The organism is Thermus hydrothermalis (assembly GCF_022760925.1).
Classification (GTDB): Bacteria; Deinococcota; Deinococci; order Deinococcales; family Thermaceae; genus Thermus; species Thermus hydrothermalis.
Genome location: NZ_JAKTNT010000008.1, coordinates 23,837 through 49,957, shown reverse-complemented (window position 1 = coordinate 49,957; position 26,121 = coordinate 23,837). Strand labels below are relative to the sequence as shown.

General features: G+C 66.4%; 26 protein-coding genes. 22 read left to right on the top strand and 4 right to left on the bottom strand.

All coding sequences use genetic code 11. From position 1 onward, the window contains the following. Positions 1-6: 6 nt before the first annotated feature. The 3 genes from L0C60_RS06685 to erpA all read right to left on the bottom strand — a co-directional run bounded on the left by L0C60_RS06685 (position 7) and on the right by erpA (position 3,483). Positions 7-1,017 carry an ABC transporter permease gene (locus L0C60_RS06685; RefSeq protein ID WP_234506518.1) on the bottom strand — a complete coding sequence of 337 codons (1,011 nt, stop codon included), beginning with the start codon at positions 1,015-1,017 and terminating at the stop codon, positions 7-9. Positions 1,018-1,091: 74 nt separating this feature from the next. Then, positions 1,092-2,972, bottom strand: a complete 1,881-nt coding sequence (locus tag L0C60_RS06680) for a peptide ABC transporter substrate-binding protein (RefSeq protein ID WP_243092621.1) — start codon at positions 2,970-2,972, stop codon at positions 1,092-1,094. Between the two features lie 130 nt (positions 2,973-3,102). Continuing rightward, a complete protein-coding gene (erpA, locus tag L0C60_RS06675) occupies positions 3,103-3,483 on the bottom strand; it encodes an iron-sulfur cluster insertion protein ErpA (RefSeq protein ID WP_234506524.1) in 381 nt (126 codons plus the stop codon). Between the two features lie 98 nt (positions 3,484-3,581). On the opposite strand from erpA, the gene L0C60_RS06670 reads away from it, so the two are divergent. From L0C60_RS06670 to L0C60_RS06565, 22 genes are all read left to right on the top strand, one after another. Further along, the gene (locus tag L0C60_RS06670; protein ID WP_234506526.1) at positions 3,582-3,791 is read left to right on the top strand and encodes a CDGSH iron-sulfur domain-containing protein; all 210 of its coding nucleotides are present in this window, start codon (positions 3,582-3,584) and stop codon (positions 3,789-3,791) included. 43 nt (positions 3,792-3,834) lie between these two features. Further along, on the top strand, positions 3,835-4,794 hold the full coding sequence (locus tag L0C60_RS06665) for an aldo/keto reductase family protein (RefSeq protein WP_234506528.1): 960 nt from the start codon (positions 3,835-3,837) through the stop codon (positions 4,792-4,794). Further along, positions 4,795-6,039 carry an MFS transporter gene (locus L0C60_RS06660; RefSeq protein WP_243092620.1) on the top strand — a complete coding sequence of 415 codons (1,245 nt, stop codon included), beginning with the start codon at positions 4,795-4,797 and terminating at the stop codon, positions 6,037-6,039. It abuts the gene before it with no gap. A 9-nt stretch (positions 6,040-6,048) separates the two neighbouring features. Beyond that, positions 6,049-7,398, top strand: coding sequence for an FAD-binding oxidoreductase (locus L0C60_RS06655; protein ID WP_234506536.1), 1,350 nt, complete (start codon positions 6,049-6,051; stop codon positions 7,396-7,398). Positions 7,399-7,407: 9 nt separating this feature from the next. Continuing rightward, the gene (locus tag L0C60_RS06650; protein WP_234506539.1) at positions 7,408-7,680 is read left to right on the top strand and encodes an NIPSNAP family containing protein; all 273 of its coding nucleotides are present in this window, start codon (positions 7,408-7,410) and stop codon (positions 7,678-7,680) included. A 44-nt stretch (positions 7,681-7,724) separates the two neighbouring features. Then, complete coding sequence (locus L0C60_RS06645) at positions 7,725-8,864, top strand: ABC transporter permease (protein ID WP_234506542.1); 1,140 nt, start codon at positions 7,725-7,727, stop codon at positions 8,862-8,864. After that, positions 8,864-9,544: an ABC transporter ATP-binding protein gene (locus L0C60_RS06640; RefSeq protein ID WP_234506544.1), complete on the top strand. Its 681-nt coding sequence runs from the start codon at positions 8,864-8,866 to the stop codon at positions 9,542-9,544. Before L0C60_RS06645 ends, L0C60_RS06640 begins: the two co-directional genes overlap by 1 nt. Positions 9,545-9,587: 43 nt before the next feature. Then, complete coding sequence (locus L0C60_RS06635; RefSeq protein ID WP_234506547.1) at positions 9,588-10,919, top strand: FAD-dependent oxidoreductase; 1,332 nt, start codon at positions 9,588-9,590, stop codon at positions 10,917-10,919. Between the two features lie 107 nt (positions 10,920-11,026). After that, on the top strand, positions 11,027-12,343 hold the full coding sequence (aceA, locus tag L0C60_RS06630) for an isocitrate lyase (RefSeq protein WP_234506550.1): 1,317 nt from the start codon (positions 11,027-11,029) through the stop codon (positions 12,341-12,343). An 84-nt stretch (positions 12,344-12,427) separates the two neighbouring features. Then, positions 12,428-15,190, top strand: coding sequence for a hypothetical protein (locus tag L0C60_RS06625; protein WP_243092619.1), 2,763 nt, complete (start codon positions 12,428-12,430; stop codon positions 15,188-15,190). An 89-nt stretch (positions 15,191-15,279) separates the two neighbouring features. Beyond that, on the top strand, positions 15,280-16,032 hold the full coding sequence (gene sufC / locus L0C60_RS06620; protein WP_234506558.1) for a Fe-S cluster assembly ATPase SufC: 753 nt from the start codon (positions 15,280-15,282) through the stop codon (positions 16,030-16,032). Continuing rightward, positions 16,029-17,435: a Fe-S cluster assembly protein SufB gene (gene sufB, locus L0C60_RS06615; RefSeq protein WP_234506559.1), complete on the top strand. Its 1,407-nt coding sequence runs from the start codon at positions 16,029-16,031 to the stop codon at positions 17,433-17,435. Before sufC ends, sufB begins: the two co-directional genes overlap by 4 nt. A 56-nt stretch (positions 17,436-17,491) precedes the next feature. Then, on the top strand, positions 17,492-18,787 hold the full coding sequence (gene sufD / locus L0C60_RS06610; protein ID WP_243092618.1) for a Fe-S cluster assembly protein SufD: 1,296 nt from the start codon (positions 17,492-17,494) through the stop codon (positions 18,785-18,787). Positions 18,788-18,792: 5 nt separating this feature from the next. Next, entirely contained in the window at positions 18,793-19,095 is a 303-nt protein-coding gene (locus L0C60_RS06605; RefSeq protein WP_243092617.1) for a Rieske (2Fe-2S) protein, read from the top strand. 117 nt (positions 19,096-19,212) lie between these two features. After that, positions 19,213-19,413 carry a CopZ family metallochaperone gene (locus tag L0C60_RS06600; protein ID WP_243092616.1) on the top strand — a complete coding sequence of 67 codons (201 nt, stop codon included), beginning with the start codon at positions 19,213-19,215 and terminating at the stop codon, positions 19,411-19,413. A gap of 9 nt (positions 19,414-19,422) precedes the next feature. Continuing rightward, entirely contained in the window at positions 19,423-19,707 is a 285-nt protein-coding gene (locus L0C60_RS06595) for a metal-sensitive transcriptional regulator (protein WP_015716307.1), read from the top strand. An 86-nt stretch (positions 19,708-19,793) separates the two neighbouring features. Next, positions 19,794-22,169 carry a heavy metal translocating P-type ATPase gene (locus L0C60_RS06590; RefSeq protein WP_423247974.1) on the top strand — a complete coding sequence of 792 codons (2,376 nt, stop codon included), beginning with the start codon at positions 19,794-19,796 and terminating at the stop codon, positions 22,167-22,169. A 37-nt stretch (positions 22,170-22,206) separates the two neighbouring features. Continuing rightward, positions 22,207-22,419, top strand: a complete 213-nt coding sequence (locus L0C60_RS06585; RefSeq protein ID WP_019551341.1) for an SHOCT domain-containing protein — start codon at positions 22,207-22,209, stop codon at positions 22,417-22,419. Next, the gene (locus L0C60_RS06580; protein WP_234506577.1) at positions 22,416-23,093 is read left to right on the top strand and encodes a response regulator transcription factor; all 678 of its coding nucleotides are present in this window, start codon (positions 22,416-22,418) and stop codon (positions 23,091-23,093) included. The genes L0C60_RS06585 and L0C60_RS06580 overlap by 4 nt, the downstream gene beginning before the upstream one ends. Then, a complete protein-coding gene (locus L0C60_RS06575; protein ID WP_243092614.1) occupies positions 23,077-24,198 on the top strand; it encodes a sensor histidine kinase in 1,122 nt (373 codons plus the stop codon). Before L0C60_RS06580 ends, L0C60_RS06575 begins: the two co-directional genes overlap by 17 nt. A gap of 10 nt (positions 24,199-24,208) precedes the next feature. Then, a complete protein-coding gene (locus tag L0C60_RS06570) occupies positions 24,209-24,724 on the top strand; it encodes a CueP family metal-binding protein (RefSeq protein WP_015716302.1) in 516 nt (171 codons plus the stop codon). Between the two features lie 6 nt (positions 24,725-24,730). Next, a complete protein-coding gene (locus L0C60_RS06565; protein ID WP_015716301.1) occupies positions 24,731-25,489 on the top strand; it encodes a WD40/YVTN/BNR-like repeat-containing protein in 759 nt (252 codons plus the stop codon). Between the two features lie 3 nt (positions 25,490-25,492). On the opposite strand, the gene L0C60_RS06560 is transcribed toward L0C60_RS06565, so the two are convergent. Continuing rightward, positions 25,493-26,113, bottom strand: coding sequence for a class I SAM-dependent methyltransferase (locus L0C60_RS06560; RefSeq protein ID WP_015716300.1), 621 nt, complete (start codon positions 26,111-26,113; stop codon positions 25,493-25,495). Positions 26,114-26,121: the final 8 nt, after the last annotated feature.

Here is a 26,121-nt window from a genome sequence, read left to right as displayed (position 1 = left end):
TCACCTCTAGCTATAGCGGATGCGGGGGTCCACCACCGCATAGGCCAGGTCCGCCAGGAGGTTAAAAAGAGCGGTCATTAGGGCCAAGAAGGCCAAGGCGGCCATGGCCACGTTGTAGTCCTTCTCCACCAGAGCGTCAAAGATGGCCCGCCCCATACCCGGGTAGCTGAAGATGGTCTCGGTGATGGTGGCCCCGCCCAGAACCCCCGGGATGGCCAGGCCCACCAGGGTCACGATGGGGATGAGGGCGTTCCTCAGGGCATGTTTGTAGAGCACCACCCGCTCGGAAAGCCCCTTGGCCCGGGCGGTACGGATGTAGTCCTGGGAGAGGACCTCCAGGAGAGAGGCCCGCATAAACCGGGTCCACTCGGCCATCTGCAAGGAGGAAAGGGCGATGACGGGGAGGACGAGGTGCCAGGCCCACTGGCCAAGAAACCCCCAAAGGCTCACCGCACCCGAACGCACATCCTCCCAAAGCACCCCGGGAACACCCCCCGTGGGGAAGCGGGGAAAGCCGGGGATATGGTCAGGTAGCCAGATGGCAAAGAGGTAGAGAAGGAGGATACCCAGGAAGAAGACCGGCATGGAAAAGCCCACAAAGGAGAGGAAGGTGATGACATAGTCCGCCAAGGAATACTGACGCACGGCCGAGAAGACCCCCACGGGAATGGCCACCACCAGGGCCAGGGTCAGGGCCAGCCCCGAGAGGAGGAGGGTTTTGGGCAAGCGCTGGACAAAGATGTACTCGGCGGCGGGGATCCCATAGGTACGGCTATAGCCCAAATCCCCCTGCACGGCGCGGGAAAGCCACTTGAAGTAGCGAATATGGAGGGGCTTATCCAGGCCGTAGGCCCGCTTCAGGGCCTCAAACTGCTCCGCCGTCATGCGGGGGTTTTGCCGCCTAAGTTCCTCCAAAGGGTCCCCTGGCTGTAGGGCCAAGAGGGTGTAAATCACCACGCTGGCCGCCAAGAGCAAAGGGATCATCTGCAAAAGCCTGCGCACCGTGTAGGCAAACACCGTTGTACCTCCCGTTTATGGCACCAAAAAGCCCGCTGGGGTTAACCCCAGCGGGCCCCACTATACCACCCGGACTACCGGATGGAAAGCGCGTACTTCGCCTGGTCCCACTTCTTCACGGCGCCGCGGCTGGCCCAGCCGATCTCCCAGGCGTTCCAGCCGGGGTAGCCGTAGCCGCCGGAGTAGGCGCTGGCCACGTAGTTCACGAGGCCCTGGCGCACCACGTAGGGGTTGGCGCGGAAGTAGAGGGGCAGGGCGGGGAGCTCCTCGGCCCAGATCTCCTGCGCCCGGGCGAAGAGCTGCTTCCGCTTGGCCTCGTCGAACTCCAGCACCGCCTGGCTGGTGAGGCGGTCAAACTCGTCGTTCCGCCAGCCGCCGATGTTCTGCCCCTGGTAGTTGTTCTCCTTGGTGGGCACCATGATGGCCCCGGTGTTCAGGTTCCTGTACTGGAAGAGGCCACCGTCCTCCTGCAGGTTGGAGACCCAGGCGAACTCAAACATCCCCGTCCACTTGCACTCCGAAGCCCGCTGGGTGTAGTCGTCGGCGAAGACCACGGCGGAGGGAGCGTTGTTGATCTTGACGGCGATGCCGATCTTCTTCAGGTCCTCGGCGAAGAACTGCTGCGTGCGCTCGCGGATGGCGTTGCCGGCGGTGGTCACGTACTCAATCTCAAAGCGCACGGTGCGCCCGCCCACGGTGCGCTGCAGGATGCCATCCGGGCCCTTGCGCCAGCCCATCTCAGCCAGGAGGGCCTCTGCCTTCTTCAGGTCAAACTCGTACTTCCGGACGTTGGGGTTGAAGAGGGGGTTGACGGGGGCAATCCAGGTGTGGGCCACGGGCTGAAGCCCGTCAAAGAAGGCCTTCACCAGCCCCTCGCGGTTCAGGGCGTGGAGGATGGCCTGCCGGGTGCGCTTGTCGTTCAGGCCCAGGTCGCGCACGGTCTGGCAGTTCTCAAACTTGTTGATGTCAATGTGCTCCCAGATGGCCCCGGGCACGAACCAGATGTCAAAGCGGCCGGGGGCACGGGAGGTGAGCTGGCGGCTCCTGGCCTGGTCAAAGGTGAGGGAAACGCTGGAGGTAGCGTCAATGGACCCGCCGATCACCGCCACCAAAAGGGAGTTGGTGTTCTGGATGAAGCGGTAGACCACCTTCTGCACGTAGCGGCTCTCCCCACCTTCCGGCTTGATGGGGAAGTTGGGGTTCCGCTCCATCTCCACGGAGTTGCCCGGCACCCAGCGCTTGAGCTTAAAGGGCCCGGAGTACACCATGGCCCCCCGGTTCAGGGCCTGGGGCGTAGAGAACTTGAGGAAGAAGTTGCGGTAAAGCTCGTTGAGCTTCTCCGCGTCCTTGTCGGGGTCCAGGTTGCGGGCCGCCGCCTTCACCTTCTCCCACTCTGCGCCCATGATGTGCTTGGGAGCATAGCCGATGGGGGAGCCGTAGGTGCCGCCGTAGGTGTCGTAGTAGTAGGCGGGCTCAAAGATAACGGTGAAGTTCCGGGCATCCTTTACCTTTAGGCTTACCCGCTCCCAGTAGTCGGGGTTCAGGACGGGCATCCCCTTGGCCTTGCCCACCTCAAAGTAGAACTGCACGTCCTCGGTGGTGATGGGCTTGCCGTCGGACCAGCGGGCGTCTGGGCGGATGGTGAGGTCCATCTCCAGCCGCTTCTTGCCCCCGCCGATGTCCGTCACCCGCAAGCGCCCGTTCTGCTGGGTGGGCACCTCGGTGGCCAGAACGGGGAAGTTCTGGCTGTCGGCGTTAAAGCCGATGAAGGGGGCGAAGAGATAGCCCTCAATCTCGCTCTTGATGGCCTGGTTGGAGATGATGGAGAGGAAGTCCCCCGCCAGCACCCGGGGTTCCTGGGAAGCCCCGATGACCAAGCTGTTGTCCTGGGGCCCCGCCAGGGCTAGCCCCATGGCGGTTAAACCGAGTACAGCCAGTTTGCCTAGTTTCCTCATACTGCCTCCTTTCGTGTGTGCGGCACTCTCCTTAGTGGCCGAGGTCATTATACGGCGCCCATTCTGGGGGTCAATGGGGTAAAGGTAAAGGGGCCTGAAACCAGGCCCCCCAAATAACGATGCGAAAGGCTTAGTGGCCGCAGGTGCGGGCCTCGCCCTCCTGGTCCTTGGTGCGGAAGGAGTGGCCGCAGCCACAGGTGCTGGCGGCGTTGGGGTTGTTCACGGTGAAGCCGCCCCCCATGAGGCTTTCCACCCAGTCAATCTCGGAGCCCACCAGGTAGGGCAAGGACATGGGGTCCACCACCAGGCGCACCCCGTGCATCTCCACGAAGGTGTCCCCCTCCAGCTCCCGCTCGTCCACGGCCATGCCGTACTGGAACCCGGAGCACCCTCCGGACTTGATGTAGACGCGGATGGCCGCATGCTCCTTGCCGTAGCGGGCCAGGATCTCCTTGGCCTTTTCCGCCGCTAGCGGGGTAATCCGGATGACCGCCTCCTGCGTTTCTACCATCCCCCAACCTCCTTGCCCTCCACCTTAGCACAGCAAGGGTAAAGAAAGGTGCCGTAGCTCCCATACCCCCCTTCCAAGACCTCAAGTACCATGAAAGCATGCGTCTGGAACTGGTGGAAAACGGGCCCATCCGCCTCGAGGGCACCCGCTTCCGGGTGCGTGTTGGGGAAAAGGAAGAGGTCTTGGAAAAGCCCCGGGTCTTCCTCTGCCGCTGTGGGGGCTCGGCCAACAAGCCCTTCTGCGACGGCACCCACAAGCGCATTGGCTTCCAGGCAGAAGGCGGGGTCTTGGAGGTGGAGGGGGACTGACCCGCTGGTCAACAGCCGGAGCAAGGGGTAAACTCCTCTTGCCATGGGCGAGATGCGCTACCGGAAACTGGGCAAGTGGGGCCTGAAGGTGTCCGAGATCTCCCTGGGGGCCTGGGTGACCTTCGGGGACGTGGTCAAGGACAGGGAAACGGTCCGAGAAATCGTGAAAATCGCCTACGAAGGGGGCGTGAACTTCTTTGACAACGCCGACGTCTACGCCCGGGGCCTGGCGGAGGAGATCATGGGGGAGGTGCTTAAGGAGTTCCCCCGGCACACCCTGGTCCTCTCCACCAAGGCCTACTGGCCCATGTCCGAGGACCCCAACGACCGGGGCCTAAGCCGCAAGCACCTCCTGGAGAGCATCACCAAAAGCCTCAAGCGGCTAAAGACCGACTACGTGGACATCTTCTTCGCCCACCGCTACGACCCCGAGGTGCCCATGGAGGAGATCGTCTACGCCATGCACACCATCGTGGAAAAGGGCTACGCCCTCTACTGGGGCACCTCCGAATGGCCCGCCCCCCGCATCGCCGAGGCGGTGGCCTTCGCCCGGGAAAACGGCCTCCACCCCCCCATCGTGGAGCAACCCCAGTACTCCATGCTTTACCGGGAACGGGTGGAGGGCGAGATCCTGCCCGAGGCCGAGCGGTTCGGCCTGGGCCTGGTGGTGTGGAGCCCCTTGGCCCAAGGGATGCTCACGGGGAAGTACGACGAGGGCATCCCCGAGAATAGCCGCTTCGCCCGCTACGACCAGTTCCGGGAACGCTACCTTACGGAGGAGAACCGCAAGAAGGTGCTGAAGCTAAAAGAGGTGGCGGAGGCGCTCGGCCTCACCCGCACCCAGCTGGCCCTGGCCTGGGTGCTACGGCTTCCCGGGATCTCCAGCGCCATCACCGGGGCCACAAGGCCCGAGCAGATCAAGGAAAGCCTGGGGGCGGCCGGGGTGGACCTGCCCCAAGAGGCCCTGGAGCGGATTGAGGCCATCCTAAGGGGCGAAGCCTAGGTGGCGGGCTTCGCCGCCTTCCGCCTCCTCTGGGCGGGCCAGGCTTTGGCCCTGGTGGGCCGGGAGATGACCTGGTTCGCCCTTACCCTTTTCGCCTACCAGAAGACGGGCCTCGCCACCACCCTTTCCCTCTTGGGCTTCTTCCACTTCCTGCCCCTCATCCTCCTCTCCCCCCTGGCGGGGGCCCTGGTGGACCGGTATCCCCGGAAGTGGGCCATGCTGGCCTCGGACCTGGGGGGAGGGGTGGCCACGGGGACGCTCCTTCTCCTGGCCCTTCTGGGCCGCCTCGAGGTCGGGCACCTTTACCTGGCGTCCGCCTTCACCGGGGCGCTTTCCAGCCTGCACTGGCCCGCCCTCTCCGCCGCCCTTTCCGCCCTGTTGGAGAAGAAGGACTACGCCCGGGCAAGCGGCATGATGAGCCTGGCGGAGTCCCTGGCCGGGGTGGGGGCCCCGGTCCTGGCGGCGGCCCTCCTCAAGCCCTTGGGCTTAGAGGGCATCTTCGCCTTGGACCTTTTGGGAACCGCCACGGCGGTGGCCACCCTCCTCCTCGTGCCCATCCCTAACCCAAGACCCCAGGCCCAGGAAAAGACCTCCCTCCTGGGGGAGGCCCTTTTTGGCTTCCGCTTCATCCTGCAAAGGCCGCCCCTTCTCGGCCTCCAGCTCATGTTCTTCGGCATCAACTTCCTCACCACCTTGGCGGCCACGGTGATGCCCGCCATGGTCCTGGCCAAGACGGGGCTTTCCGAAAGCGCCTTGGCCCTGGTGCGCTCCGCCTCGGGCCTGGGCGGGGTGGCGGGGGGGCTTTTCCTCTCCCTTTGGGGCGGTCCCAAGCGGCGCGTTCACGGGGTCTTCTTGGGCATGGCCTTCTCCAGCCTGGCCTTGGCCCTCATGGGGGTGGTGGAGGGCCCTTGGGCCTGGGCGGCCCTGGCCTTCCTGGAGGCGTTTTTTATCCCACTCCTAAACGGCTCCAACCAGGCCATCTGGCAGGCCAAGGTGCCCCTCGCCGTCCAGGGCAAGGTCTTCGCCGCCAGGCGCATGATCGCCTGGTTCGCCACCCCCTTGGCCATGGTCCTTTCCGGGCCCCTGGCCGACCGGGTCTTCGGGCCCCGCTTGGGGCAGGGGGAGGGCATCGCCCTCATGCTCCTCCTCTTCGGGGGACTGGGGGTCTTCTTTGGGCTTTCGGGCTACCTTATCCGAGGGGTGCGGGAGGCGGAAACCCTCCTCCCCGACGCCAAGGCGGACTAAACTTTCCCCATGGACAAGCTGGAAGCCCTAAAAAGCCTCCTGCCCGGCAAGGTGGAAACCTCCCCTTCCGAAAGGCGGCGCCACGGCAAGGACGAGGGCTACCCGGAGGAAGGGGAGGTCCTGGCCGTGGTCTACCCGGAAGGGGTAGGGGACGTGCAAAAGGCCCTCGCCTGGGCCCGGGAAACGGGGGTGGCCGTCATCCCCTTCGGGGCGGGGACGAGCCTGGAAGGGGCCCTTTTGCCCGTGGGCGAGGCCATCAGCCTGGACCTGTCCCGGATGAACCGGGTCCTCGAGGTCCGCCCCGAGGACTTCCTCGCCGTGGTGGAGCCTGGCCTCACCCGCAAGGCCCTGAACGAGGCCCTAAAGGGCACGGGCCTCTTCTTCCCCGTGGACCCCGGGGCCGACGCCACCCTGGGGGGCATGGCGGCCACCAACGCCAGCGGCACCACCACGGTGCGCTACGGGGGGATGCGGGCCAATGTCCTGGCCCTCCAGGTGGTCCTGGCGAGCGGCGAGGTCCTGGAGCTCGGGCGGGGGGTGCGCAAGACGAGCGCCGGCTACGACCTAAAGGACCTCTTCATCGGCTCCGAGGGCACCTTGGGGGTCATCACCCGCCTCACCCTGCGCCTCCACCCTTTGCCCGAGCACGTCCACACCCTCAGGGTCTTCTTCCCCGGGGTGGAGGAGGCGGTGGAGGCCAGCTACCGGGTGATGGCCGCAGGGCTCCCCGTGGCCCGGTTGGAGCTTTTGGACGAGCTCGCCTTAAGGGCGCTCAACCGCTACCTGGGCTCGGACTTCCCCGAGCGCCCAGCCCTTTTCGTGGAGTTTCACTCCTCCACCAAGGAGGCCCTGGAGGCGGAAAGCGCCTTGGCCCTGGAGATCATGCGGGAAGCGGGGGCCCTGGAGGTGGAAGCCGCCAAGACGGAGGAGGAACGGAAAAGGCAGTGGGAGGCCCGCCACCAGGCCTACTGGGCCCTGGTCCACCTTTTCCCCGGCCACCGCTTCATGATTACGGACACCGCCGTCCCCCTCTCCCGCCTCCCCACAATGGTGCGCTTCGCCCAAGGGCTTCTAAGGGAGATGGGCCTCACCGGGAACATCCTGGGCCACGTGGGGGACGGAAACTTCCACACCCTGGTCCCCGTGCTCCCCGAGGACTACGGCAAAGCGGAGGCCTACGCAGAAAACCTCGTGCAAAAAGCCCTGGAGCTTGGGGGCACCTGCACCGCCGAGCACGGGGTGGGCCTGAGGAAGCGGAAGTACCTCCCCTTAGAGCACGGCCCCGCCCTGGACTGGATGCGCAGGCTCAAGGCCCTCCTTGACCCCCAGGGCCTCTTGAACCCGGGCAAGGTGGTCTAGACTCTAATCATGGTCCAGATGCGCCGCTACCGCCTGAAGGAGGGGGCCAAGGAGGCGTTCCAAAAGGTTTTTTTGGAAACCATCGTCCCCTTGCGGAAGGCCCTGGGCTTTGAGATCCTGGGGGCCTATTGGCTATCCGACCGGGACTTCCTCTGGTTCGTGGCCCACGAGGACTTCGCCCAAGCGGAGGAGGCCTACTATAGCCACCCCGAGAGGCAGAAGGTGAACCCCCGGGCCTTCCTGGAGGAGGTGGACACCCGGTTCGTGGAGCGCCTCCTGTAGCCCCCGCCACCCCCCTCCCGCCTCCTTTGGGTAGGCTCAGGGGTATGGAAGTCCTTCACCTGGTCCTGCGCAACCTCCTCTCCCGCCCCGTGCGGAGCCTCCTTACCCTGCTTGGGGTCCTCATCGCCACCGCCAGCATGGTCCTCTTTCTCTCCTTTGGCGAGGGCTTGAGGCGCTCCCTTTTCCAAGAGCTTTCCCGGGTAGGCCCCGCCATCCAGGTGGTGCCGGAAGGGGCCGAGGGCCTGGGCTTTAGCGCTTACCCGGAAATCACCCCCGCCCAGGCCCAGGCCTTGGAAAGGGCGGCCAAGGCCCTGGGGGCGGAGGTGGTGCCCACCCTCTTCCTTGCCCGCGGGGGGTTTGACCCGCAAACGAGCTTCTTCTTTCAAGGCCTTCCCAAAGGGGTGAGCCCGGACCGCCTATACCCGGGGCTAAAGGCCAAAGAAGGCCGGCTCACCCCCTCGGACGAGGGGGCCGTGGTGGGGGCCAAGTTGGCGAAACGGGCCGGGCTTGGCCTGGGAAGCCCCTTGCGCCTCTCCCCCAAGGTGACCTTGCGGGTGGAGGGCATTCTGGAGGAAAGCGGGGGGCTAGCGGATAATCTGGTCTTCGCCCCGCTCGCCGCCCTCCAGGCCGTCTTGGGAACGGAAAACGTGGGCGCCCTCCTCGTGGCCCTCAAGCCGGGGCAGAAGGCGGAGGAAGTGGCCCGGGCCTTGGAGCGGGCGGTGCCTGGGCTCAAAGCCCAGACCACGGGGGAGGTGATGCGCTTCGCCGAGCGGGCCCTCAGGATCAGCGACCTGGTGCGCTTCGGCATCAGCCTGGTGGCCTTGGTGGTGGGCGGCCTTCTGGTGGCCAACACGGTGATGATGTCCGTCTACGAGCGCACCCGGGAGTTTGGGGTCATGCGGGCCCTGGGGGCTAAGAGGGGCTTCATCTTCCGCCTGGTGGTGCTGGAAGCCCTCCTCCTGGCCCTCCTGGGGGGAATAGGGGGGCTCGCCCTGGGGAGTGCGGTTTCCCAGGCCATCAACCTCTACACGCAAAGCGAGGTGGGCTTAGCCCTTTCCGCCGTGACGCCCAGGCTCTCCCTTTTCGCCCTCCTGGTGGCCTTGAGCCTGGGGCTCTTGGCCGGGCTCCTGCCCGCCCATCACGCAAGCCGCATCCCCGTGGTGGAAGCCCTGGGGAGGGTGTGATGCTTCGGGCCGAGAACCTGACCAAGCGCTACCGGCAAGGGGAGAAGGAGGTGGTGGCCCTCCAGGGCTTCACCTACGCCTTTCCCCCAGGGGCCACGGCGGTGGTGGGGCCTTCGGGGAGCGGCAAGACCACCCTCCTCAACCTCCTCGCCGGGCTGGACCTGCCCACGGAGGGCGGGGTCTACCTGGGGGAAACCGCCCTCCACCGCCTTTCCGAGGACGAGCGGGCGGGGATGCGCCTAAAGCATATGGGCTTCGTCTTCCAGCAGTGGAACCTCATCCCCACCCTCACCGCCTGGGAGAACGTGGCCTTTCCCCTCCTCCTTGCGGGCTGGCCCCCCTCGAGGCGGCGGGCCCGGGCCCTGGAGCTTCTGGAGCAGGTGGGGCTCGGGGAGCGGTCCCACCACCTGCCAAGCCGCCTCTCCGGGGGGGAGCAACAGCGGGTGGCCCTGGCCCGGGCCCTGGCCCTGGACCCCCCCATCCTCTTCGCCGACGAACCCACGGGCAACCTGGACGCCGAGGCCAAGGAAGAGGTGGCGGCCCTCCTCTTCCAGGCGGGCCGGGAGCGCACCCTGATCCTGGTGACCCACGACCTGGAGCTCGCCGCCCGGGCGGAGCGCATCCTCCACCTGAAGGGGGGAAGGCTTTGGCGGGAGGAGGTACCCCAGAGGGCGCCTTAGGCCGGGACCCTTGGCCCAAGGCCCCTGTGGCAAAATACCCCCCATGGGCAAGCGCATGGTGGTGGTGGGCGGGGTGGCGGGGGGTGCTTCCGCCGCCGCCAAGGCCAAGCGGGAAAACCCGGACCTCGAGGTGGTGGTCTACGAGAAATCGGGCTTCGTCTCCTACGGGGCCTGCGGCCTGCCCTACGTGCTCTCGGGGGAGATCCCTAGCCTCGCCAAGCTCATCGCCCGCACCCCGGAGGAGTTCCGCAAGCAGGGGGTCTGGGTCCACACCCACCACGAGGTGGTGGACATAAACCCCGAAGAGCGGGTCCTCACGGTGTTTGACCACCGGGAAGGGCGCACCTTCCAGGACCGCTACGATTACCTGGTCCTGGCCACGGGGGCGAGGCCCACCCTCCCCCCCATCCCGGGGACGGAACAGGCGGGGGTCTACACCCTAAGGAGCCTGGAGGACGGGGAAAGGCTCCTTAGGGCCCTGGAGGGGGCAAGGCGGGCCGCCATCCTGGGGGCGGGGTACATCGGGCTGGAGGTGGCGGAGGCCTTCCGCAAACGGGGCCTCGAGGTGACCCTCCTGGAGGCCAAGGAGCGCCCCCTCCCCCACTGGGACGAGGAGGTGGGGGCGCTCCTCAAGGGAGAGCTGGAGCGCCACGGGGTGGAGGTCTGGACCGGGGTGCGGGTCCTGGCCCTCAGGGGCTCGGGCCGGGTGGAGGCGGTGGAAACCTCCGAAGGGGTGGTGCCGGCGGACCTGGTCCTCATCGCCACGGGGGTAAGGCCCAATACCTCCCTGGCCCAGGCCATGGGGGTGGCCCTCGGGCCCACGGGGGCCATCGCCACCGACGAGAGGATGCGCACCAACCTGGAGGGGGTTTTCGCCGCCGGGGACGTGGCGGAAAGCTTCCACCAGGTCCTCAAGCGCCCCTACTGGCTCCCCTTGGGGGACGTGGCCAACAAGCATGGCCGCACGGCGGGAAGCGTCATCGCCGGCAAGGAGGCCCGCTTCCACGGGGTGGTGGGCACGGCCATCTTCAAGACCTTCGGCCTGGCGGTGGCCACCACGGGACTTTCCTTAGAGGTTGCCCTAAGGGAAGGGTACCGGGCCAAAAAGGTCTTCATCCAGAGCCGGGACGGGGCCCACTACTACCCGGGAAGCGGCCCCCTTTGGGTGGAACTGGTCTACGAGGAGGGCACCGATAGGCTCCTCGGCGGGGCGGTGGTGGCCCACGGCCACGGGGCCCTGCGGGTGGACGTCCTCGCCGCCCTCCTCCACCGAGGGGGCACCCTGGAGGACCTCCTGGCCCTGGACCTGGCCTACGCCCCTCCCTATAGCCCCGTCTGGGACCCCCTCCTCATCGCCGCCCAACAGGCCCGCTAGCGGTGTAGAAAAGGGCGGCTCACACCAAAGCCCCGTGTGGGCCTCCGGGGCTTACACACTACACCGAAACGCCTCCAGGCTCCAGACTGGCCCTTGGAGGTGGAAGCGTGGAACCCCTCGGCATGCTGACCCCGGAGATGCGGGAAGAGGCGGAGGCCCTCAGGCGGGAGTGGGAGACGAACCCCCGTTGGAAGGGCGTGAAGCGGGACTACCGGCCCGAGGACGTGGTGCGCCTTAGGCCCAGTATCCCCATAGAGTACACCCTGGCCAAACGGGGGGCGGAGAAGCTCTGGCGGCTCCTCCACGAACGCCCCTACGTCCACACCTTCGGCGCCTACACCGGGGCCATGGCGGTGCAGATGGTGCGGGCGGGCCTCGAGGCCATCTACCTCTCCGGCTGGCAGGTGGCGGCGGACGCCAACCTGGCCTGGCAGACCTACCCCGACCAGTCCCTCTACCCCTACAACTCCGTGCCCCAGATCGTGAAGCGCATCAACAACGCCCTCATGCGGGCCGACCAGATTGAGCGGTCCGAGGGCAAGGTGACCCGGGACTGGTACGTGCCCATCGTGGCCGACGCCGAGGCGGGCTTTGGCGGTGCCCTCAACGTCTTTGAGCTCACCAAAGCCATGATTGAGGCGGGGGCCGCCGGCATCCACTACGAGGACCAGCTGGCCTCGGAGAAGAAGTGCGGCCACCTGGGGGGCAAGGTCCTGGTGCCCACCTCCCACCACATCCGCACCCTGCAGGCGGCCCGCCTGGCGGCGGACGTCATGGGGGTGCCCACGGTGATCATCGCCCGCACCGACGCCGAGGCCGCCACCCTCATCACCAGCGATATTGACGAGCGGGACCGGCCCTTCATCCTCAAGGACGAGCGCACCCCCGAGGGCTTCTACCGGGTGAAGAATGGAATTGAGGCGTGCATCGCCCGGGCGCTGGCCTACGCCCCTTACGCCGATGTCCTTTGGATGGAAACCTCCAAGCCCGACCTGGAAGAAGCCCGCAAGTTCGCCGAAGCGGTGAAGCGGGAGTTCCCGGATAAGCTCCTCGCCTACAACCTCTCTCCCTCCTTCAACTGGAAGAAGTTCCTGGACGACGAGACCATCGCCAAGTTCAACCGGGAACTGGGGGAGATGGGCTACAAGTTCCAGTTCATCACCCTGGCCGGCTGGCACACCCTGAACTACTACACCTGGGAGCTGGCCAAGGGGTACAAGGCCCGGGGCATGCCCGCCTTCGTGGAGCTCCAGCAGAAGGAGTTCCTGGCCCAGGCCCAGGGCTTCACCGCCGTGAAGCACCAGCGGGAGGTGGGGGCTGGCTACTTTGACGAAGTGGTCCTGGCCCTGACCCAAGGAGAAGCCTCCACCCTGGCCCTCAAGGGCTCCACGGAGGAGGCCCAGTTCAACGAGCCCGTTCACTAAAGGACGCCTCGCCTGGCCGCCCCCCAAGGGGGCGGCTTTTGCTTGTAAAAAACAGACACACCAAGTTAAGATAGTGTAGATACTATGGCCGAGGCACCTACACCCTGGCTCCGCTACCTGGAGGAGCTAAGGCCCCACCTCCGGGGCCGGGACCACCGGGGCAAGCGGGGTTCCTTGCGCTGGCTGGAAGCCCTCATGAGCGAGCGGGGCGGCCGGGCCGGCACCGTGCGCAACATCCTCTACAAGGACCTGGGAAGCCCTGAGGAGAAGGAGCGCCTCTACGGGGTCATCGCCGACCTCTACCGGGAGGCGGGCCTCACCCCCCCACCTCCCCCGGCGGAGCTCTTCTTGGAAAGCGCCCGCAAGGCTCTGGGCCGGGACAAGCGGCGCATCTTCCGCCGCTTCCTCAAGGAGCTGGAGGCGGGAGGCAGGCCGCAGATGGTGGTGGTGGGAGGCCCGGCCACGGGCAAGGGGGTGCTCCTTTCCGCCCTGGCCCGGGCCCTTTCCGCCTTGCCGGGCAAGGAACCCATGCTCCTCAACCTAGGGGGCGAGCTGGCCCAGGCCCTGGTCCCCTTGGCGGAAACCCTGGGGGTAGGGGAGGAGGTGCGGGGGCTTTTGGCCCAGCTTTCCCCCACCCAGCCCTACATCCTCCAAGGAGCCTTGGCCCAAGAGGTCCTCACCCTCCTGGCACGGGCCCTGAACGGCAAAGGCCGCCCCCTGCTCCTCCGGGCCGAGGCCGAAGGCACCTTGGAGGGCCTCCCCTTACGGGGCCCAGACGGAAGCAAGCGGAGCCTGGCGGCCTGGCTTGAGCCCTTTCTAAAGGCCCTGCAGATCCCCTACCTAGCCGCCCTTTCCGAACCTCCCCCCACCCTCCCCTACCAACCCCTTTCCCCGCCGAGCCGGGAGGAGGCCAGGCGTTTCGTGCGGGAGAGGCTTCCCCACCTGCCCCCCGAGCGCCTCGAGGCCCTGGTGAACCAGGCGGGCCGCAACTTCGGGGAGCTTTCCCGGCTCGTCCTCCTGGAAGCCGCCAAGCACGACCCCAAAACCCCTCTCCAGGACGACCCCACCCTGAGGCCTCTCCTCCAGGCCCTCTCCGCCTTCAGCCCCGAGGCCGACCCCGCCTTCCCCCTAGAACTTTTGGAAAAGGCCCTGGGCCGCTCCCTGGAAAAGCTTTCCCAGGCGGAAAGGGCCCTTTTGGACTGGGTAGGGGAAGGCTTGGTGCGCCCCTCCCTGCGCACCCTCCTCCCCGAGGAGGCGCCCAAGGAGCTCCACCGCCTGGCCCTGGAATACTTTCCCAAGGAAAACCTCTTCCGCAAGCTCTACCACGCCCACAAGGCGGGGGAGCGCCAAATCCTTTTAGAACTGCTTCAAGAAGATCCCGCCCGCCTCGCCCTCCTTCCAGGCCTCTGGCAGGAGGCCCAAGCCTGGCCCAAGGAGGACCTGGAAGCCCTGGCAGCGGTGGTGGTGCGCTACCGGGCCGTCCTGGGCCAGTACGCCCACCCCGAGGCGGAGGAAGCCCTTAAGGTGCTCTCCCAAGCGGATAACCCCACCTTGCGCACCTGGGCCCGCATCAAGGGGGCGGAGGCCAAGGCGGACGCCGCCCTCTACCGGGAAGCGGAGGAGCTTCTCCCCCCCAAGGAGGACCTCCTCCACCTGGACGAAACCGCCCAAGCGGAGGGCCTTTTGGTGATGGCAGCGGTGGAGCGCTGGAAAGGGGACTACGAAAGGGCAGCCAGCCTGGTGGAGGAGGCGGAGGCCCTGCCCGTGGCCCCCTTCCTCCGGGACCGGGTGCAGCTTTGGCGGGGCCTGGTGGCCAAGGACCTGGGCCGCTACGAGGAGGCCCTAGCCGCCTTGGGCCAGGTGGGCCACGACCCCCTTCTCCTAGGCCGGGCCCACTACCAGATGGGCGACCTCCTCATGCGCCTCGGGCGCTTGGAGGCGGACGAGCGCATGGGGGAAGGGCTTCGGCTTCTGGAGGAAGCGGGGGCCCCCAAGGACGAGGTGGCCCGGGTGCGGGCCCGGTACGCCACCCTCCTCCGGCGCCTTGGCCGCTACGGCGAGGCCGAGGCCGCCATCCAAAAGGCCCTGGCGGAGGCGGAGGACCCCTTCACCCGGGCCCGGGTGGAGAGCGAGGCGGGGATCCTCGAGGCGGCCCGGGGCCGGGCCTTTGAGGCCTTGGGCTACCTCCGGCGGGCCGAAACCTACTTCCGCGCCACCCGGGAAAGGCCCAAGGAGGCGCGCTACCGCCACCTACGCACCCTTTTTCGCCTGGGAGCTGCCTACCTCCTCCTGGAGGCAGGCCAGCCCTACCGCGCGCCCTTCCTGGGGGGGCTATCCGCCCCCACCGCTTTCCGCCTCCTCCAAGACCTCCTTCGGGAAATCCCCGAAGAGGCCACGGACCGCTACACCGCCTTGCGCTTGGATACGGCAAGCCTCCTGGCCCTCCTCCTCCCCCCCGAGGAAGGCGCCCTCATGCTCAAGCCCTTCTTGGCCCTGGAAAACCCCTACCTCCGCGCCCAGGCCCGCCTGGGCTACGCCGAGGCCCTGGCCCGGGGCGGAGGCTATGGAGAGGCCCTAGCCCAGATCGTGGCCCTTCCTCCCTTGGAGGATCCTGGCCTTTTGGCCCAGGCCCGGGCGGTGGAGGTGCTAGCCCTCCTGGGCCTGGGGGAGAAGGAGGCCGCCTGGCAGAAGCTCGAGGAGGCCCGCCAGGGGAGGCTACCCGAGCCCTTCCGCTTCCAACTGGGCCGCGCCCTGGGCCGCTTCTGCCCGGAGTTGGAGGCCCGCCTCGCCCCAGGCCCCTTGGCCCTGCCTGAGGCCCTGGGCTTCCACCTGGCAAATCCCGACTAAATCACTATACTTTTGGAGGCGAAGGGGCTATACTCTTACTGCGAACGGGTCGCAGTAAGGGTGCGGCCCGGCCTTTGGGAGGCAAAAGCATGAGCCAGCTAGAAATCCGCGACCTCTGGGCTTCCGTTGACGGCGAGACCATCCTAAAGGGCGTGAACCTGGTGGTCCCCAAAGGGGAGGTGCACGCCCTCATGGGCCCCAACGGGGCGGGCAAGAGCACCCTGGGCAAGATCCTGGCCGGGGACCCCGAGTACACCGTGGAAAAGGGGGACATCCTCCTGGACGGGGAGAGCATCCTGGAGCTTTCCCCCGACGAAAGGGCCCGCAAGGGGCTCTTCCTGGCCTTCCAGTACCCCGTGGAGGTCCCCGGGGTCACCATCGCCAACTTCCTGCGCCTCGCCCTCCAGGCCAGGCTTGGCCGGGAGGTGGGGGTAGCGGAGTTCTGGAGCAAGGTGAAGAAGGCCCTGGAGCTTCTGGACTGGGATGAAAGCTACCTCTCCCGCTACCTCAACGAGGGCTTCTCCGGCGGGGAGAAGAAGCGGAACGAGATCCTGCAGCTATTGGTCCTGGAGCCCACCTACGCCGTCTTGGACGAGACGGACTCCGGGCTGGACATAGACGCCCTCAAGGTGGTGGCCCGGGGCGTGAACGCCATGCGGGGGCCCAACTTCGGGGCCTTGGTCATCACCCACTACCAGCGCCTCCTCAACTACATCGTCCCCGACCGGGTCCACGTGATGATGGACGGCCGGGTGGTGGCGGAAGGCGGCCCCGAGCTGGCCTTGGAGTTGGAGGCCAAGGGCTACGAGTGGCTGCGGGAACGGGTAAAGGAGGGCGTATGAGCCAGGTTGACCTTAGAACCCTGGGCGAAGAGTACAAATACCATTTCATTGACGAGGTCAAGCCGGTCTACGTGGCCGAGCGGGGGCTTAGCCGCCGGGTCATTGAGGCCATCAGCTACCACAAGGGCGAGCCCGAGTGGATGCTTAAGTTCCGCCTGCGGGCTCTGGAGATTTTCCAGAAGAAGCCCATGCCCACCTGGGGCCCGGACCTTTCCGGCCTGGACCTGGACAACCTCGTCTACTACGTGAAGCCCACCGAGGTGCGGGACGCCAAGAGCTGGGAGGAGATCCCGGAGGAGATCCGCAAGACCTACGAGCGCCTGGGCATCCCCGAGGCGGAGCGCAAGGTCCTGGCCGGGGTGGGGGCCCAGTACGACTCGGAGATGGTCTACCACCGGGTGCGGGAAGAACTGGAGCGGCAGGGGGTCATCTTCGTGGCCATTGAAGAGGGGATGAAGAAGTACGAGGACCTCTTCAAGGAGTACTTCGCCAAGGTGGTCCCCCCGGAGGACAACAAGTTCGCCGCCCTGAACTCCGCCGCCTGGTCCGGGGGCTCCTTCGTCTACGTGCCTCCCGGGGTCAAGGTGGAGCTCCCCTTGCAGGCCTACTTCCGGGTGAACACCCCCGAGTTCGGCCAGTTTGAGCGCACCCTTATCATCGTGGACGAGGGGGCGGAGGTGCACTACATTGAGGGCTGCACCGCCCCCATGTACTCCACGGAAAGCCTCCACACCGGGGTCATTGAGATCGTGGTGAAGCGGGGGGCGCGGAGCCGCTACACCACCATCCAGAACTGGTCCACCAACATGTACAACCTGGTGACCCAGCGGGCCTTGGTTTACGGGGATGCCTTCCACGAGTGGCTGGACGGCAACCTGGGCTCCAAGGTCACCATGAAGTACCCCTCCAGCTACCTCCTGGAGCCGGGGGCCCGCACGGAGATCCTCTCCATCGCCTTCGCCAAGACGGGGCAGCACCAGGACACCGGGGCCAAGATCATCCTGGGCGCCCCCCACACCTCGGGCACCATCGTCTCCAAGAGCATCTCCAAGGGCGAGGGCCGGGCGAGCTACCGGGGATTGGTGAAGGTCCTGGAGGGGGCCAAGCACGCCAAGGCCAACGTGGAGTGCGACGCCCTCCTCATTGACCCGGAAAGCCGCACGGACACCTACCCCTACATTGAGATTGAGGAGGACTCCGCCCACGTGGGCCACGAGGCCACGGTGTCCAAGATCAACGATGAGCAGATCTTCTACCTCCAGACCCGCGGCCTCAAGGAGGACGAGGCGGCGGCCCTCATCGTCCGCGGCTTCATTGAACCCATCGCCAAGGAGCTTCCCTTGGAGTACGCCGTGGAGCTCAACCGGCTCATTGAGCTGGAGATGGAGGGCTCCGTCGGCTAAAGGCCAGACGTGTCTTGGGAAGGGGCCAAGGGCCTCTTCCTTTTTGAGGAGGCAAGATGCAGGTACTGGACAAGACGCAGGTGGAGGCCATCTCCCAGACGCTGGGCGAGCCCGCCTGGCTCTTGGAGAAGCGGCTTAGGGCCCTCGAGGCCTTCGCCCACCTCCCCTACCCCAGCAAGAAGGACGAGAACTGGCGCTACACCGACCTTTCCGAGGCCCCCTTGGAAGAGGCGGTGGAGGCCCCAAAGGGCCTAAGGCTTTCCCGGGATGCGCTTCCCGAGCCCGTGAAGCGCCGCCTGGAGAAGACGGACGTCTCCGGCTTTTTGGTCTTCGTGGGGCCCGACCTCGTCTACGCCGAGGTGCCCGAGGAGCTCACGGCCCAGGGGCTCGTCTTCACCTCCTTGGCCGAGGCCCTGAAGGCCCACCCCGCTAAGGTGGAAAGCGCCCTCTTCCAGGGGGTCTACACCGAGGACAAGTTCGCCGCCCAAAATAGCGCCTTCTTCACCCATGGGGCCTTCCTCTACGTGCCCGCAGGGCTAGAGGTGGAAAAGCCCCTAGGGGTCTTCAAGGTGCTCTTGGAAGGGGGCAAGGCCTCCGCTGGGCGGAGCCTCCTCGTCCTCGAGGACAACGCCAAGGCCGCCTACATTGAGGAGTACCTCTCCCCCGACCTCGCCCCCACCCTGCACCTCTCCGCCACGGAGATGGTCCTCCGCCCTGGGGCCCGGCTCCGCCACGCCCACATCCAGACCTTCGGGGAGGGGGTGTGGCACTTCCACCGCCAACGGGCCCTGCTGGAGCGGGATGCTGCCCTAAACGACCTGGTGGTGAACCTGGGCGGGCGCTACGCCCGGAGCGAGGTGGCCTCGGAGCTGTTGGGCCCGGGAGCGGAAAGCGAGATGCTGGGGCTTTACTTCGGCCACGGCCTCCAGCACTTCGACCACTACACCCTGCAGCACCACGTGGAGCACCATACCCGAAGCGACCTCCTCTACAAGGGAGCGGTGAAGGACGAGGCCCGGGCGGTCTTTTCCGGCCTCATCAAGCTGGAGCGGGGAGCCCAGAAGACCGACGCCTACCAGGCCAACCGCAACCTCATCCTCTCCCCCACCGCCCGGGTGGACTCCATCCCCCAGCTGGAGATCGGGGCCAACGACGTGCGTTGCACCCACGGCAGCACCACCGCCCCCGTGGACGAGATGCAACTCTTCTACCTGCAGTCCCGGGGCCTGTCCCGTAGCCTCGCCCAGGAGCTTTTGGTCAAGGCCCACCTGGCGGACGTCCTTAACCGCATTCCTCTAAAGGCCCTAAGGGCCCACCTCGAGGCGGTGATCGAGGAAAAGGTTAGAATCTGAAGGCCATGTGGACCCCGGTGGCCAAGCTGAGCGAGCTGGAAAACGGCAGGCTGGTGGTCAAAAGGCCCGAGCACAAGAAGCCCATCCTCCTCCTCTACACCGGGGAGGAGGTCTTCGCCCTGGAGGACATCTGCACCCACGACGGCGGCCCCCTCCACGAGGGGGATGTGGAAGACGGCCAGATCGTCTGCCCCCGGCACGGGGCCCGCTTTGACCTGAAGACGGGCCGGCAGACCCTGCCCGCCCCCAAGCCGGTAAAGGTATTCCCCGCCAAGCTGGAGGGGGATACCATCCTTCTGGACCTATAGACGCCCATCCCGTTCGCAAGGCCCCAAGGAGGACTTGGGGCCTTTGTCCTTGACGGCAGGCGGAAGAAGCGCTAGGGTGGGAGTACCCACCCCACCTGGGGTGGGGGGAGGTAAGGGATGCTGAAACTCAAGGTAGAAGGCATGACCTGCAACCACTGCGTGATGGCGGTCAAGAAGGCCCTCATGAAGGTGCCCGGGGTGGAGAAGGTCGAGGTGAGCCTGGAACGGGCCGAGGCCCTGGTGGAGGGCAAGGCGGACCCTGAGGCCTTGATCCGGGCCGTGGAAGAGGAAGGCTACCGGGCCGCCCTGGCGGGCTAAGGAGGCCCTGTGCCCCGCCACCCCCTCCACCTGGACCCCAAGGTGCGGGAAGAGGCCAAAAGGCGCCTTCTCTCCGCCAAGGGCCACCTCGAGGGCATCCTGCGCATGCTGGAGGATCCCCACGTCTACTGCGTGGACGTGCTGAAGCAACTCAAGGCGGTGGAGGGTGCCCTGGACCGGGTGGGGGAGATGGTCTTAAGGGCCCACCTCCGGGACCACGTGGCCACCGCCCACGAGCGGGGGGACGTGGAGGAAATCGTGGAGGAACTGATGGAGGCCCTCAAGTACCGTTGATCCCACCCGGTCCAGGGCGGGGCAGAAGCCCAAGGGCACACCAGCCCGGGGAAAGCAAAGGGGTTTCCGCTAGGGGGTATGAAGCTATGGCATTGGAAGTGAAGGTAGGGGTAAAGGGAATGACCTGCGCCTCGTGCGTGGTGCGGGTGGAAAGGGCCTTGAAAAGGGCCCCGGGCGTGGAGGAAGCCCGGGTCAACCTCACCACCGAGGAAGCCTTTTTGCGCCTCCAGGAAGGCATAGACCTCAAGGAGGTCCTGAAGCAGGTGGAGGAGGCCGGCTACGAGCCCGTGGTGGCCCGGGCGGAGATCCCCGTAAAGGGCATGACCTGCGCCGCCTGCGTGGCCCGGGTGGAAAGGGCCTTGAAGAAGCTACCCGGGGTGCTTTCCGCCCACGTGAACCTGGCCACGGAGAAGGCCTTCGTGGAGTACCTCCCGGACACCGTGACCCTGCCCCGCCTGCGCCAGGCCATCCGGGATGCAGGGTACGAGCCCCTGGAGGTGGTCCAGGAGGAAAAACGGGCCCCCGCTTATCCCTTGGACCTCCTCATCGCCCTGCCCTTTGCCTTCCTCACCCTTCTCCTAGCCATGGGGCCCATGCTTCTTCCCCTTCCCCACCTTCCTCCTCTCTTCCAGGTCCTCACCGCCCTCCCCGTCCTCTACGCCGGCCGGCGCTTCTTCCGCCAGGCCCTGGCGGAGATCCGGCACCGCTCCCTGGGCATGAGCACCCTGGTGGCCCTGGGGGCGGGAAGCGCCTACCTTTACTCCTTTTTGGTCCTCCTCTTCCCCACCCTTTTCCCCGAGGAGGCCCGCCATCTCTACCTCGAGGCGGGGGCGGTGATCCTGGCCCTGATCCTTTTGGGCAAGCACCTGGAGGAAAAGGCCAAGGGGAAGGCCTCGGAGGCCATCCGCAAGCTCCTGGCCTTGAGGCCCAAGACCGCCCGGGTGGTTCAGGAAGGGGAGGAAAGGGAAATCCCCGCCGAGGCCCTCATCCCCGGGGATCTGGTGCGGGTGCTTCCCGGGGAGCGCATCCCCGCAGATGGGGTGGTGGTGGAGGGCTTTAGCCACGTGGACGAGGCCATGCTCACCGGGGAGCCCATTCCCAAGGTCAAAAAGCCCGGGGATGAGGTGGTGGGGGGTACGGTGAACGGGGAAGGTCCCCTCCTCATCCGGGTAAGCCGGGTGGGGGAGGCCACGGTCCTGGCCCAGATGGCCCGCCTGGTGGAGGAAGCCCAGGCCTACAAGCCCCGGGTGCAGGAGGTGGCGGACCGCATCGCCAGCGTCTTCGTGCCCATCGTGCTCATCATCGCCCTTATCACCTTTACCCTTTGGATTCTCTATGGCCCCGGCCTCTCCTACGCCTTCGTGGCCCTCCTTTCCGTGCTCCTCATCGCCTGCCCTTGCGCCATGGGCCTCGCCACCCCAGCGGCCATCGCTGTGGCCACGGGGCGGGCGGCCCAGCTCGGCCTCCTCTTCCGCAAGGGCCAGGCCATCGAAGGCCTCGCCCGGGCGGATACCGTGGTCCTGGACAAGACCGGGACCCTGACCCAAGGGAAGCCCACCCTCACGGAACGCCTGGGGTTTGCCCTAAGCCCTGAGGAGGCCTTGCGCCTCGCCGCCGCCTTGGAGCGGGGAAGCGAACACCCCATCGCCAAGGCGGTTCTGGAGGCAGCCAGGGATCTCAGCCTGCCCGAGGCCCAGGCGGTGCGGGCTCTTCCCGGGGAGGGGATCGAGGGAGTGGTGGAGGGGAAGAAGCTTTACCTGGGGGGTCCAGCCCTGATGGAGAGGCTTGGGGTGGCGCTTCCCAAGGAGGCCTGGGAGCTATCCGAAAAGGGCTACACTCCCCTTTACCTGGCGGATGGGGAGAGGCTTTTGGCCGCCTTCGGGGTCTTTGACCCCCCCAAGCCCGAGGCGCGAAGGGTGGTGGCCGCTTTAAAGGCCCTGGGCCTCAAACCCGTCCTCCTCACCGGGGACCACCCCATCCCGGCCAGGCGGGTGGCCGAGGCCTTGGGCATAGAGGAGGTGCTGGCCGGGGTGCGCCCTGAGGGTAAGGTGGAGGCCATACGGCACCTCCAGGCCCAGGGGCGGAAGGTGATCTTTGTGGGGGACGGCATCAACGACGCCGCCGCCTTGGCCCAGGCCGATGCGGGCATCGCCCTGGCCACGGGCACGGACATCGCCGTGGAGGCAGGGGATGTCATCCTGCTTTCTCCGAGCCTGGAAAGCTTGGTGGACGCCATCCTTCTGGCACGGCGTACCCTTCGGACCATCTACCTCAACTTCTTCTGGGCCTACGCCTACAACATCCTCCTCATCCCCGTGGCGGCCGGGGCTCTTTACCCCTTCACCGGGCTTCTTCTGAACCCCATGCTGGCGGCCGGTGCCATGACCCTCTCCAGCCTCTTCGTGCTCAGCAACTCCTTGAGGCTAAAAGGGTTCCAGCCAAGGAGCTTTACCGTAGCTTAATCCGCCGAGGCTAAGCTGGAACTAGGAGGTGAAAGGTATGTGGTGGTGCGACCACGGTGGGTACCTGGGCTGGTGGGGGCCCCTCTTAAGCCTCCTTTGGTTCGCCCTCCTAGGCCTCTTGGTCTACTGGATCGTCAGGACCTTAGCCCCTGAGCGGCGGGACCGGGCCTTAGAGGTGCTAAGGGAGCGCTACGCCAGGGGGGAGATCGACAAGGAAACCTTTGAGCGGATGAAGCGGGACCTGGCATGAAGGTCCTCCTGGCGGACGACGACCCGGCCCTCCTCGAGGTCCTGGGGGCCTACCTGAGGGGGGCTGGGTTTGAGGTGCTGGAGGCAAAAGATGGGGAAAAGGCCCTGGAGCTTTTTCCCCGGGCCGATCTCATCATCCTGGACCTCATGCTGCCCAAGCTGGATGGCTTCCGGGTTCTGGCGGAGGTCCGCCGGGAAAGGCCCGAGCTACCCATCCTCATGCTGACGGCAAGAGGAGAGGAGGAGGAAAGGGTTAAGGGGCTGGAGCTCGGGGCCGACGACTACGTGGTCAAGCCCTTCAGCCCCAAGGAGGTGGTGGCCCGGGTCAAGGCCCTCCTCAGGCGGGCTGGCCTCAAGGAAGAGCTCAACTATGGCCCCTTGCGCCTTCTTCCCAAGGAGCGGCAGGCCTACCTGGAGGGCAAGCCCCTTCCCCTTTCCCAGCTGGAATTTGACCTCCTCCTCACCCTGGCCCAGCATCCGGGGATGGTCTTCACCCGGGAAAGGCTCTTGGAAAAGGTATGGGGGCCGGATTTCCCGGGCATAGACCGGGTGGTGGACGTGCACATCGCTGCTTTGAGAAAAAAGCTCATGGACGATCCGGAAAACCCCCGGTTCATCGAAACGGTGCGGGGTGTGGGATACCGCTTCCGGGAAACCGATGCGCCTCTTCGCTAAGCTCTTCCTCAGCCATCTCCTGGTGGCCCTCCTGGCCCTTTTCCTGTTCTTCCTCCTGGCCGAAGCCCTGGCTCCCTCCTTCTACCGGGGACACGTGGAGCGCATGTACCACGCCCTCTCCATGATGGGGGGGCTCATGATGGGCGAGGCCTTGAGGCGGGACCTCGAGGCGGGCCTGCGTTCCACCCTCACTACCGCCCTCCTCGCCGCCCTTCCCCTCTCCGTGGCCGGGGCTGCCCTTTCCGCCTCCTTCGCCAGCCTGCGTTTCTCCCGCACCGCAAGGCTTCTTTCCGAGGGAAGCCGGCGCATGGCCCAAGGGGAGTACCGGGTGCGCCTTCCCCTTCTGGAGCAGGACGAGCTGGGCGAGCTGGCCCTCCACTTCAACCGCCTGGCCGAGGCCCTGGAAAAGGTGGAACAAAGCCGGGTAGAGCTCATCGGCACCGTAGCCCACGAGCTCAGGACCCCCCTATCCGCCCTGCAGGCCTACGCCGAGGCCCTGGCGGACAGGGTCATGGAGCCTGAAAAGGCAGCGGAAAGGATCCAGCAGGAAGTGCGGGCCATGAGCCGGCTGGTCCGGGACCTCTCCCTGGTTTCCCAGGTGGAGTCGGGAGCCGTGGAGCTTCACCCCGGGCCCCTGGATCCCAAAGAACTCCTGGAACAGGCGGCGGAACGCTTCCGCCCCGCCTTCCAGGCCAAGGGAGTGGCCCTGGAGGTGGCGGCCCCCTCCTTTCTTCCCCGGGTCTGGGCCGATGCGGAACGGACCCTCCAGGTGCTCGCCAACCTGCTTTCCAACGCCCTCCGCCATACCCCGGAGGGAGGAAGGGTGAGGCTTGGGGCGGAAAGGACAGGCCAGGCGGTGGTCTTCAGCGTGGAGGACACAGGGCCCGGCATCCCCGAGGAACACCTTCCCCGCATCTTTGAGCGCTTCTACCGCATAGACCCCTCCCGCAGCCGTCAGGATGGGGGAACCGGAGTGGGCCTCACCATCGCCAAGAGCCTGGTAGAAGCCATGGGGGGAAGGATCTGGGTGGAAAGCCAGCTGGGCCGGGGAAGCGTTTTCCGCTTCACCCTGCCCCTTTACACAGGCTTAACGGGCAAGGCTTAGGGTGAGAGCCATGAAGAAGCTTCTGGCGCTTGCCCTAGGCGTGGCTTTAGGCCTGGCCCAGACTCCCTCCCCCGAGGCCCTCAAAGGCCTGAAGCCCGAAGAGGCCCTGGCTCTGGCCAAGCGGTGGCGGGAGGAAGGGCAAAGGGTGGTGAGCTACGTGACCCCCGAGGCCTTCTTCTTCGAGTTCCCGGACGGCCGCAAGGCCCAGGTGGCCCTCAAGGACCGCTTCCTCCTGGCGATAGCCCCCTACGTGAGCCGTACCCATCCCTGCCAGGTCCACTACTTCTCCAGCTGCACGGGGGAACTCCAGGAGGAGGTCTTTGAGGTTCGGGTGCTGGAGGGGGAAAAGGAGGTGCTCAAGACCCAGGTCAGATCGGGGAAGGACGGGTTCTTTGAGCTCTGGTTGCCCCGCAACCGCCGCTACACCCTGGAGATCCGCTGGGGGAACCTGGCAGCCACCAGCTCCGTGACCACCTTCAGCCAAAGCCCCACCTGCCTTACCGGCTTCCGCCTCGCCTCACGGTAGAACGCCATGCGCCCTTTCACCTTTTTTACCCTCTTCCTCGGCCTCGCCCTGGCCCAAACTCCCCTGGGTCCGGTGCCCACGCGGGATGTTCACGCCCTTTTGTGGCACCCCTCGGGAGTCCTGCTCCTGGGCCACCACGACGGCATCGTTGCCTGGAGCAACAGCACCTCCCAGGACCTGGTGCGGCGGCGGGACTGGGACGCCATGAACCTGGCCTGGGGAGGCGAACGCCTGATCGCGGCCGGGCACTGGATCCTTGCGGAAAGCCGGGATCTCAAGCGCTTCCGCGACCTAAGGCCCAAGGGCCTTCCCGCCCTGGACCTCCACGCCTATGCCATCGATCCCAGGAAGCCTGAGGTCCACTACACCCTCGAGGCCACCTACGGCTACTTCCGCAGCCAGGACGGCGGGCAGACCTGGGCAAAGCTTCCCGCCCGGGGCCTGCCCAAAGCGGGGATGGCCTTCTTCCTGGTGGACCAAAAGGGCCGCCTCTGGGCTTCCCTTATGGAAAGGGGGCTCTTCCTGAGCGAGGATGGAGGCGAAAGCTTCCGCCCCATTCCCTCCCCTGACCCCGCCCCGGGACCCCTGGCCCTCTCCCCTTCGGGCACCCTGTACCTGGGAGGAAAGCTCGGCCTCTGGCGGCGGACGGAAGCGGGGTGGCGCAGGATCTGGCAGGGAGCGGTGTTGGCCCTCACCGCCCATCCCCAGGAGGAGGGTTGGCTGGCCTGGGTGGACGAAAGGGGCACCCTCTGGCAGGGGCGCTGAGGGCTATCCCTTCCAGGCCACCCCGGCCACATGGGGGGCCACCAGGGGGAGGGGTAGTTCAAAGGCCTCCGCCTCCACCCGGGCAAACCCCGCCTCCCGAATAAGGGCTAGGGTTTCCCGGTTGGGATGGCAGCCGTCCCCCAAAAAACTCCATAAGGGGCAAAGGAGGTCCTGGAATCGGCGCAGGGAGGAGCCCCGGGGAGCGGCCACGTGTTCCAAAAAGACCAAACGCCCCCCGGGCTTCAACACCCTGAGGATCTCCGCCAAAGCCCCTCTGGGATCCTCCACCGAGCAAAGGACCAAGGTGGCCACCACGGCCTCCACGCTTTCCTCCGGCAGGGGGATGGCCTCCGCCTGGCCTAAAAGAACCTCACCGGAAAGCCCCCTCAGGCTTAGGGCCTGCTTAAGGTGGGGGTGGAAGTAGGGATTGAGCTCGAGGCCAATCCAGTGGACGCCATCCGGCAGATAGGCCAGGTTAACCCCCGTCCCCGGGCCGATCTCCAAAACCTTCCCCGCCAGGCTTCCCAGGAGTTTCTTCCGCCAGGGTTCGCTCAAGCCCACGTGCCCCCGGGAAAGGACGGGAAGGAGGGTGGCGAAAAACCGAGCCCTTAAACCCTTCTTCATCCCCTTGC

Excerpts from the sequence above, each read along its gene's own strand:
- L0C60_RS06680 (WP_243092621.1), bottom strand. The coding sequence starts at position 2,972 with ATGAGGAAACTAGGCAAACTGGCTGTACTCGGTTTAACCGCCATGGGG.
- erpA (WP_234506524.1), bottom strand. The coding sequence starts at position 3,483 with ATGGTAGAAACGCAGGAGGCGGTCATCCGGATTACCCCGCTAGCGGCG.
- L0C60_RS06670 (WP_234506526.1), top strand. The coding sequence starts at position 3,582 with ATGCGTCTGGAACTGGTGGAAAACGGGCCCATCCGCCTCGAGGGCACC.
- L0C60_RS06665 (WP_234506528.1), top strand. The coding sequence starts at position 3,835 with ATGGGCGAGATGCGCTACCGGAAACTGGGCAAGTGGGGCCTGAAGGTG.
- L0C60_RS06655 (WP_234506536.1), top strand. The coding sequence starts at position 6,049 with ATGGACAAGCTGGAAGCCCTAAAAAGCCTCCTGCCCGGCAAGGTGGAA.
- L0C60_RS06650 (WP_234506539.1), top strand. The coding sequence starts at position 7,408 with ATGGTCCAGATGCGCCGCTACCGCCTGAAGGAGGGGGCCAAGGAGGCG.
- L0C60_RS06645 (WP_234506542.1), top strand. The coding sequence starts at position 7,725 with ATGGAAGTCCTTCACCTGGTCCTGCGCAACCTCCTCTCCCGCCCCGTG.
- L0C60_RS06640 (WP_234506544.1), top strand. The coding sequence starts at position 8,864 with ATGCTTCGGGCCGAGAACCTGACCAAGCGCTACCGGCAAGGGGAGAAG.
- L0C60_RS06635 (WP_234506547.1), top strand. The coding sequence starts at position 9,588 with ATGGGCAAGCGCATGGTGGTGGTGGGCGGGGTGGCGGGGGGTGCTTCC.
- L0C60_RS06625 (WP_243092619.1), top strand. The coding sequence starts at position 12,428 with ATGGCCGAGGCACCTACACCCTGGCTCCGCTACCTGGAGGAGCTAAGG.
- sufC (WP_234506558.1), top strand. The coding sequence starts at position 15,280 with ATGAGCCAGCTAGAAATCCGCGACCTCTGGGCTTCCGTTGACGGCGAG.
- sufB (WP_234506559.1), top strand. The coding sequence starts at position 16,029 with ATGAGCCAGGTTGACCTTAGAACCCTGGGCGAAGAGTACAAATACCAT.
- sufD (WP_243092618.1), top strand. The coding sequence starts at position 17,492 with ATGCAGGTACTGGACAAGACGCAGGTGGAGGCCATCTCCCAGACGCTG.
- L0C60_RS06605 (WP_243092617.1), top strand. The coding sequence starts at position 18,793 with ATGTGGACCCCGGTGGCCAAGCTGAGCGAGCTGGAAAACGGCAGGCTG.
- L0C60_RS06600 (WP_243092616.1), top strand. The coding sequence starts at position 19,213 with ATGCTGAAACTCAAGGTAGAAGGCATGACCTGCAACCACTGCGTGATG.
- L0C60_RS06590 (WP_423247974.1), top strand. The coding sequence starts at position 19,794 with ATGGCATTGGAAGTGAAGGTAGGGGTAAAGGGAATGACCTGCGCCTCG.
- L0C60_RS06585 (WP_019551341.1), top strand. The coding sequence starts at position 22,207 with ATGTGGTGGTGCGACCACGGTGGGTACCTGGGCTGGTGGGGGCCCCTC.
- L0C60_RS06580 (WP_234506577.1), top strand. The coding sequence starts at position 22,416 with ATGAAGGTCCTCCTGGCGGACGACGACCCGGCCCTCCTCGAGGTCCTG.
- L0C60_RS06575 (WP_243092614.1), top strand. The coding sequence starts at position 23,077 with ATGCGCCTCTTCGCTAAGCTCTTCCTCAGCCATCTCCTGGTGGCCCTC.
- L0C60_RS06570 (WP_015716302.1), top strand. The coding sequence starts at position 24,209 with ATGAAGAAGCTTCTGGCGCTTGCCCTAGGCGTGGCTTTAGGCCTGGCC.
- L0C60_RS06565 (WP_015716301.1), top strand. The coding sequence starts at position 24,731 with ATGCGCCCTTTCACCTTTTTTACCCTCTTCCTCGGCCTCGCCCTGGCC.
- L0C60_RS06560 (WP_015716300.1), bottom strand. The coding sequence starts at position 26,113 with ATGAAGAAGGGTTTAAGGGCTCGGTTTTTCGCCACCCTCCTTCCCGTC.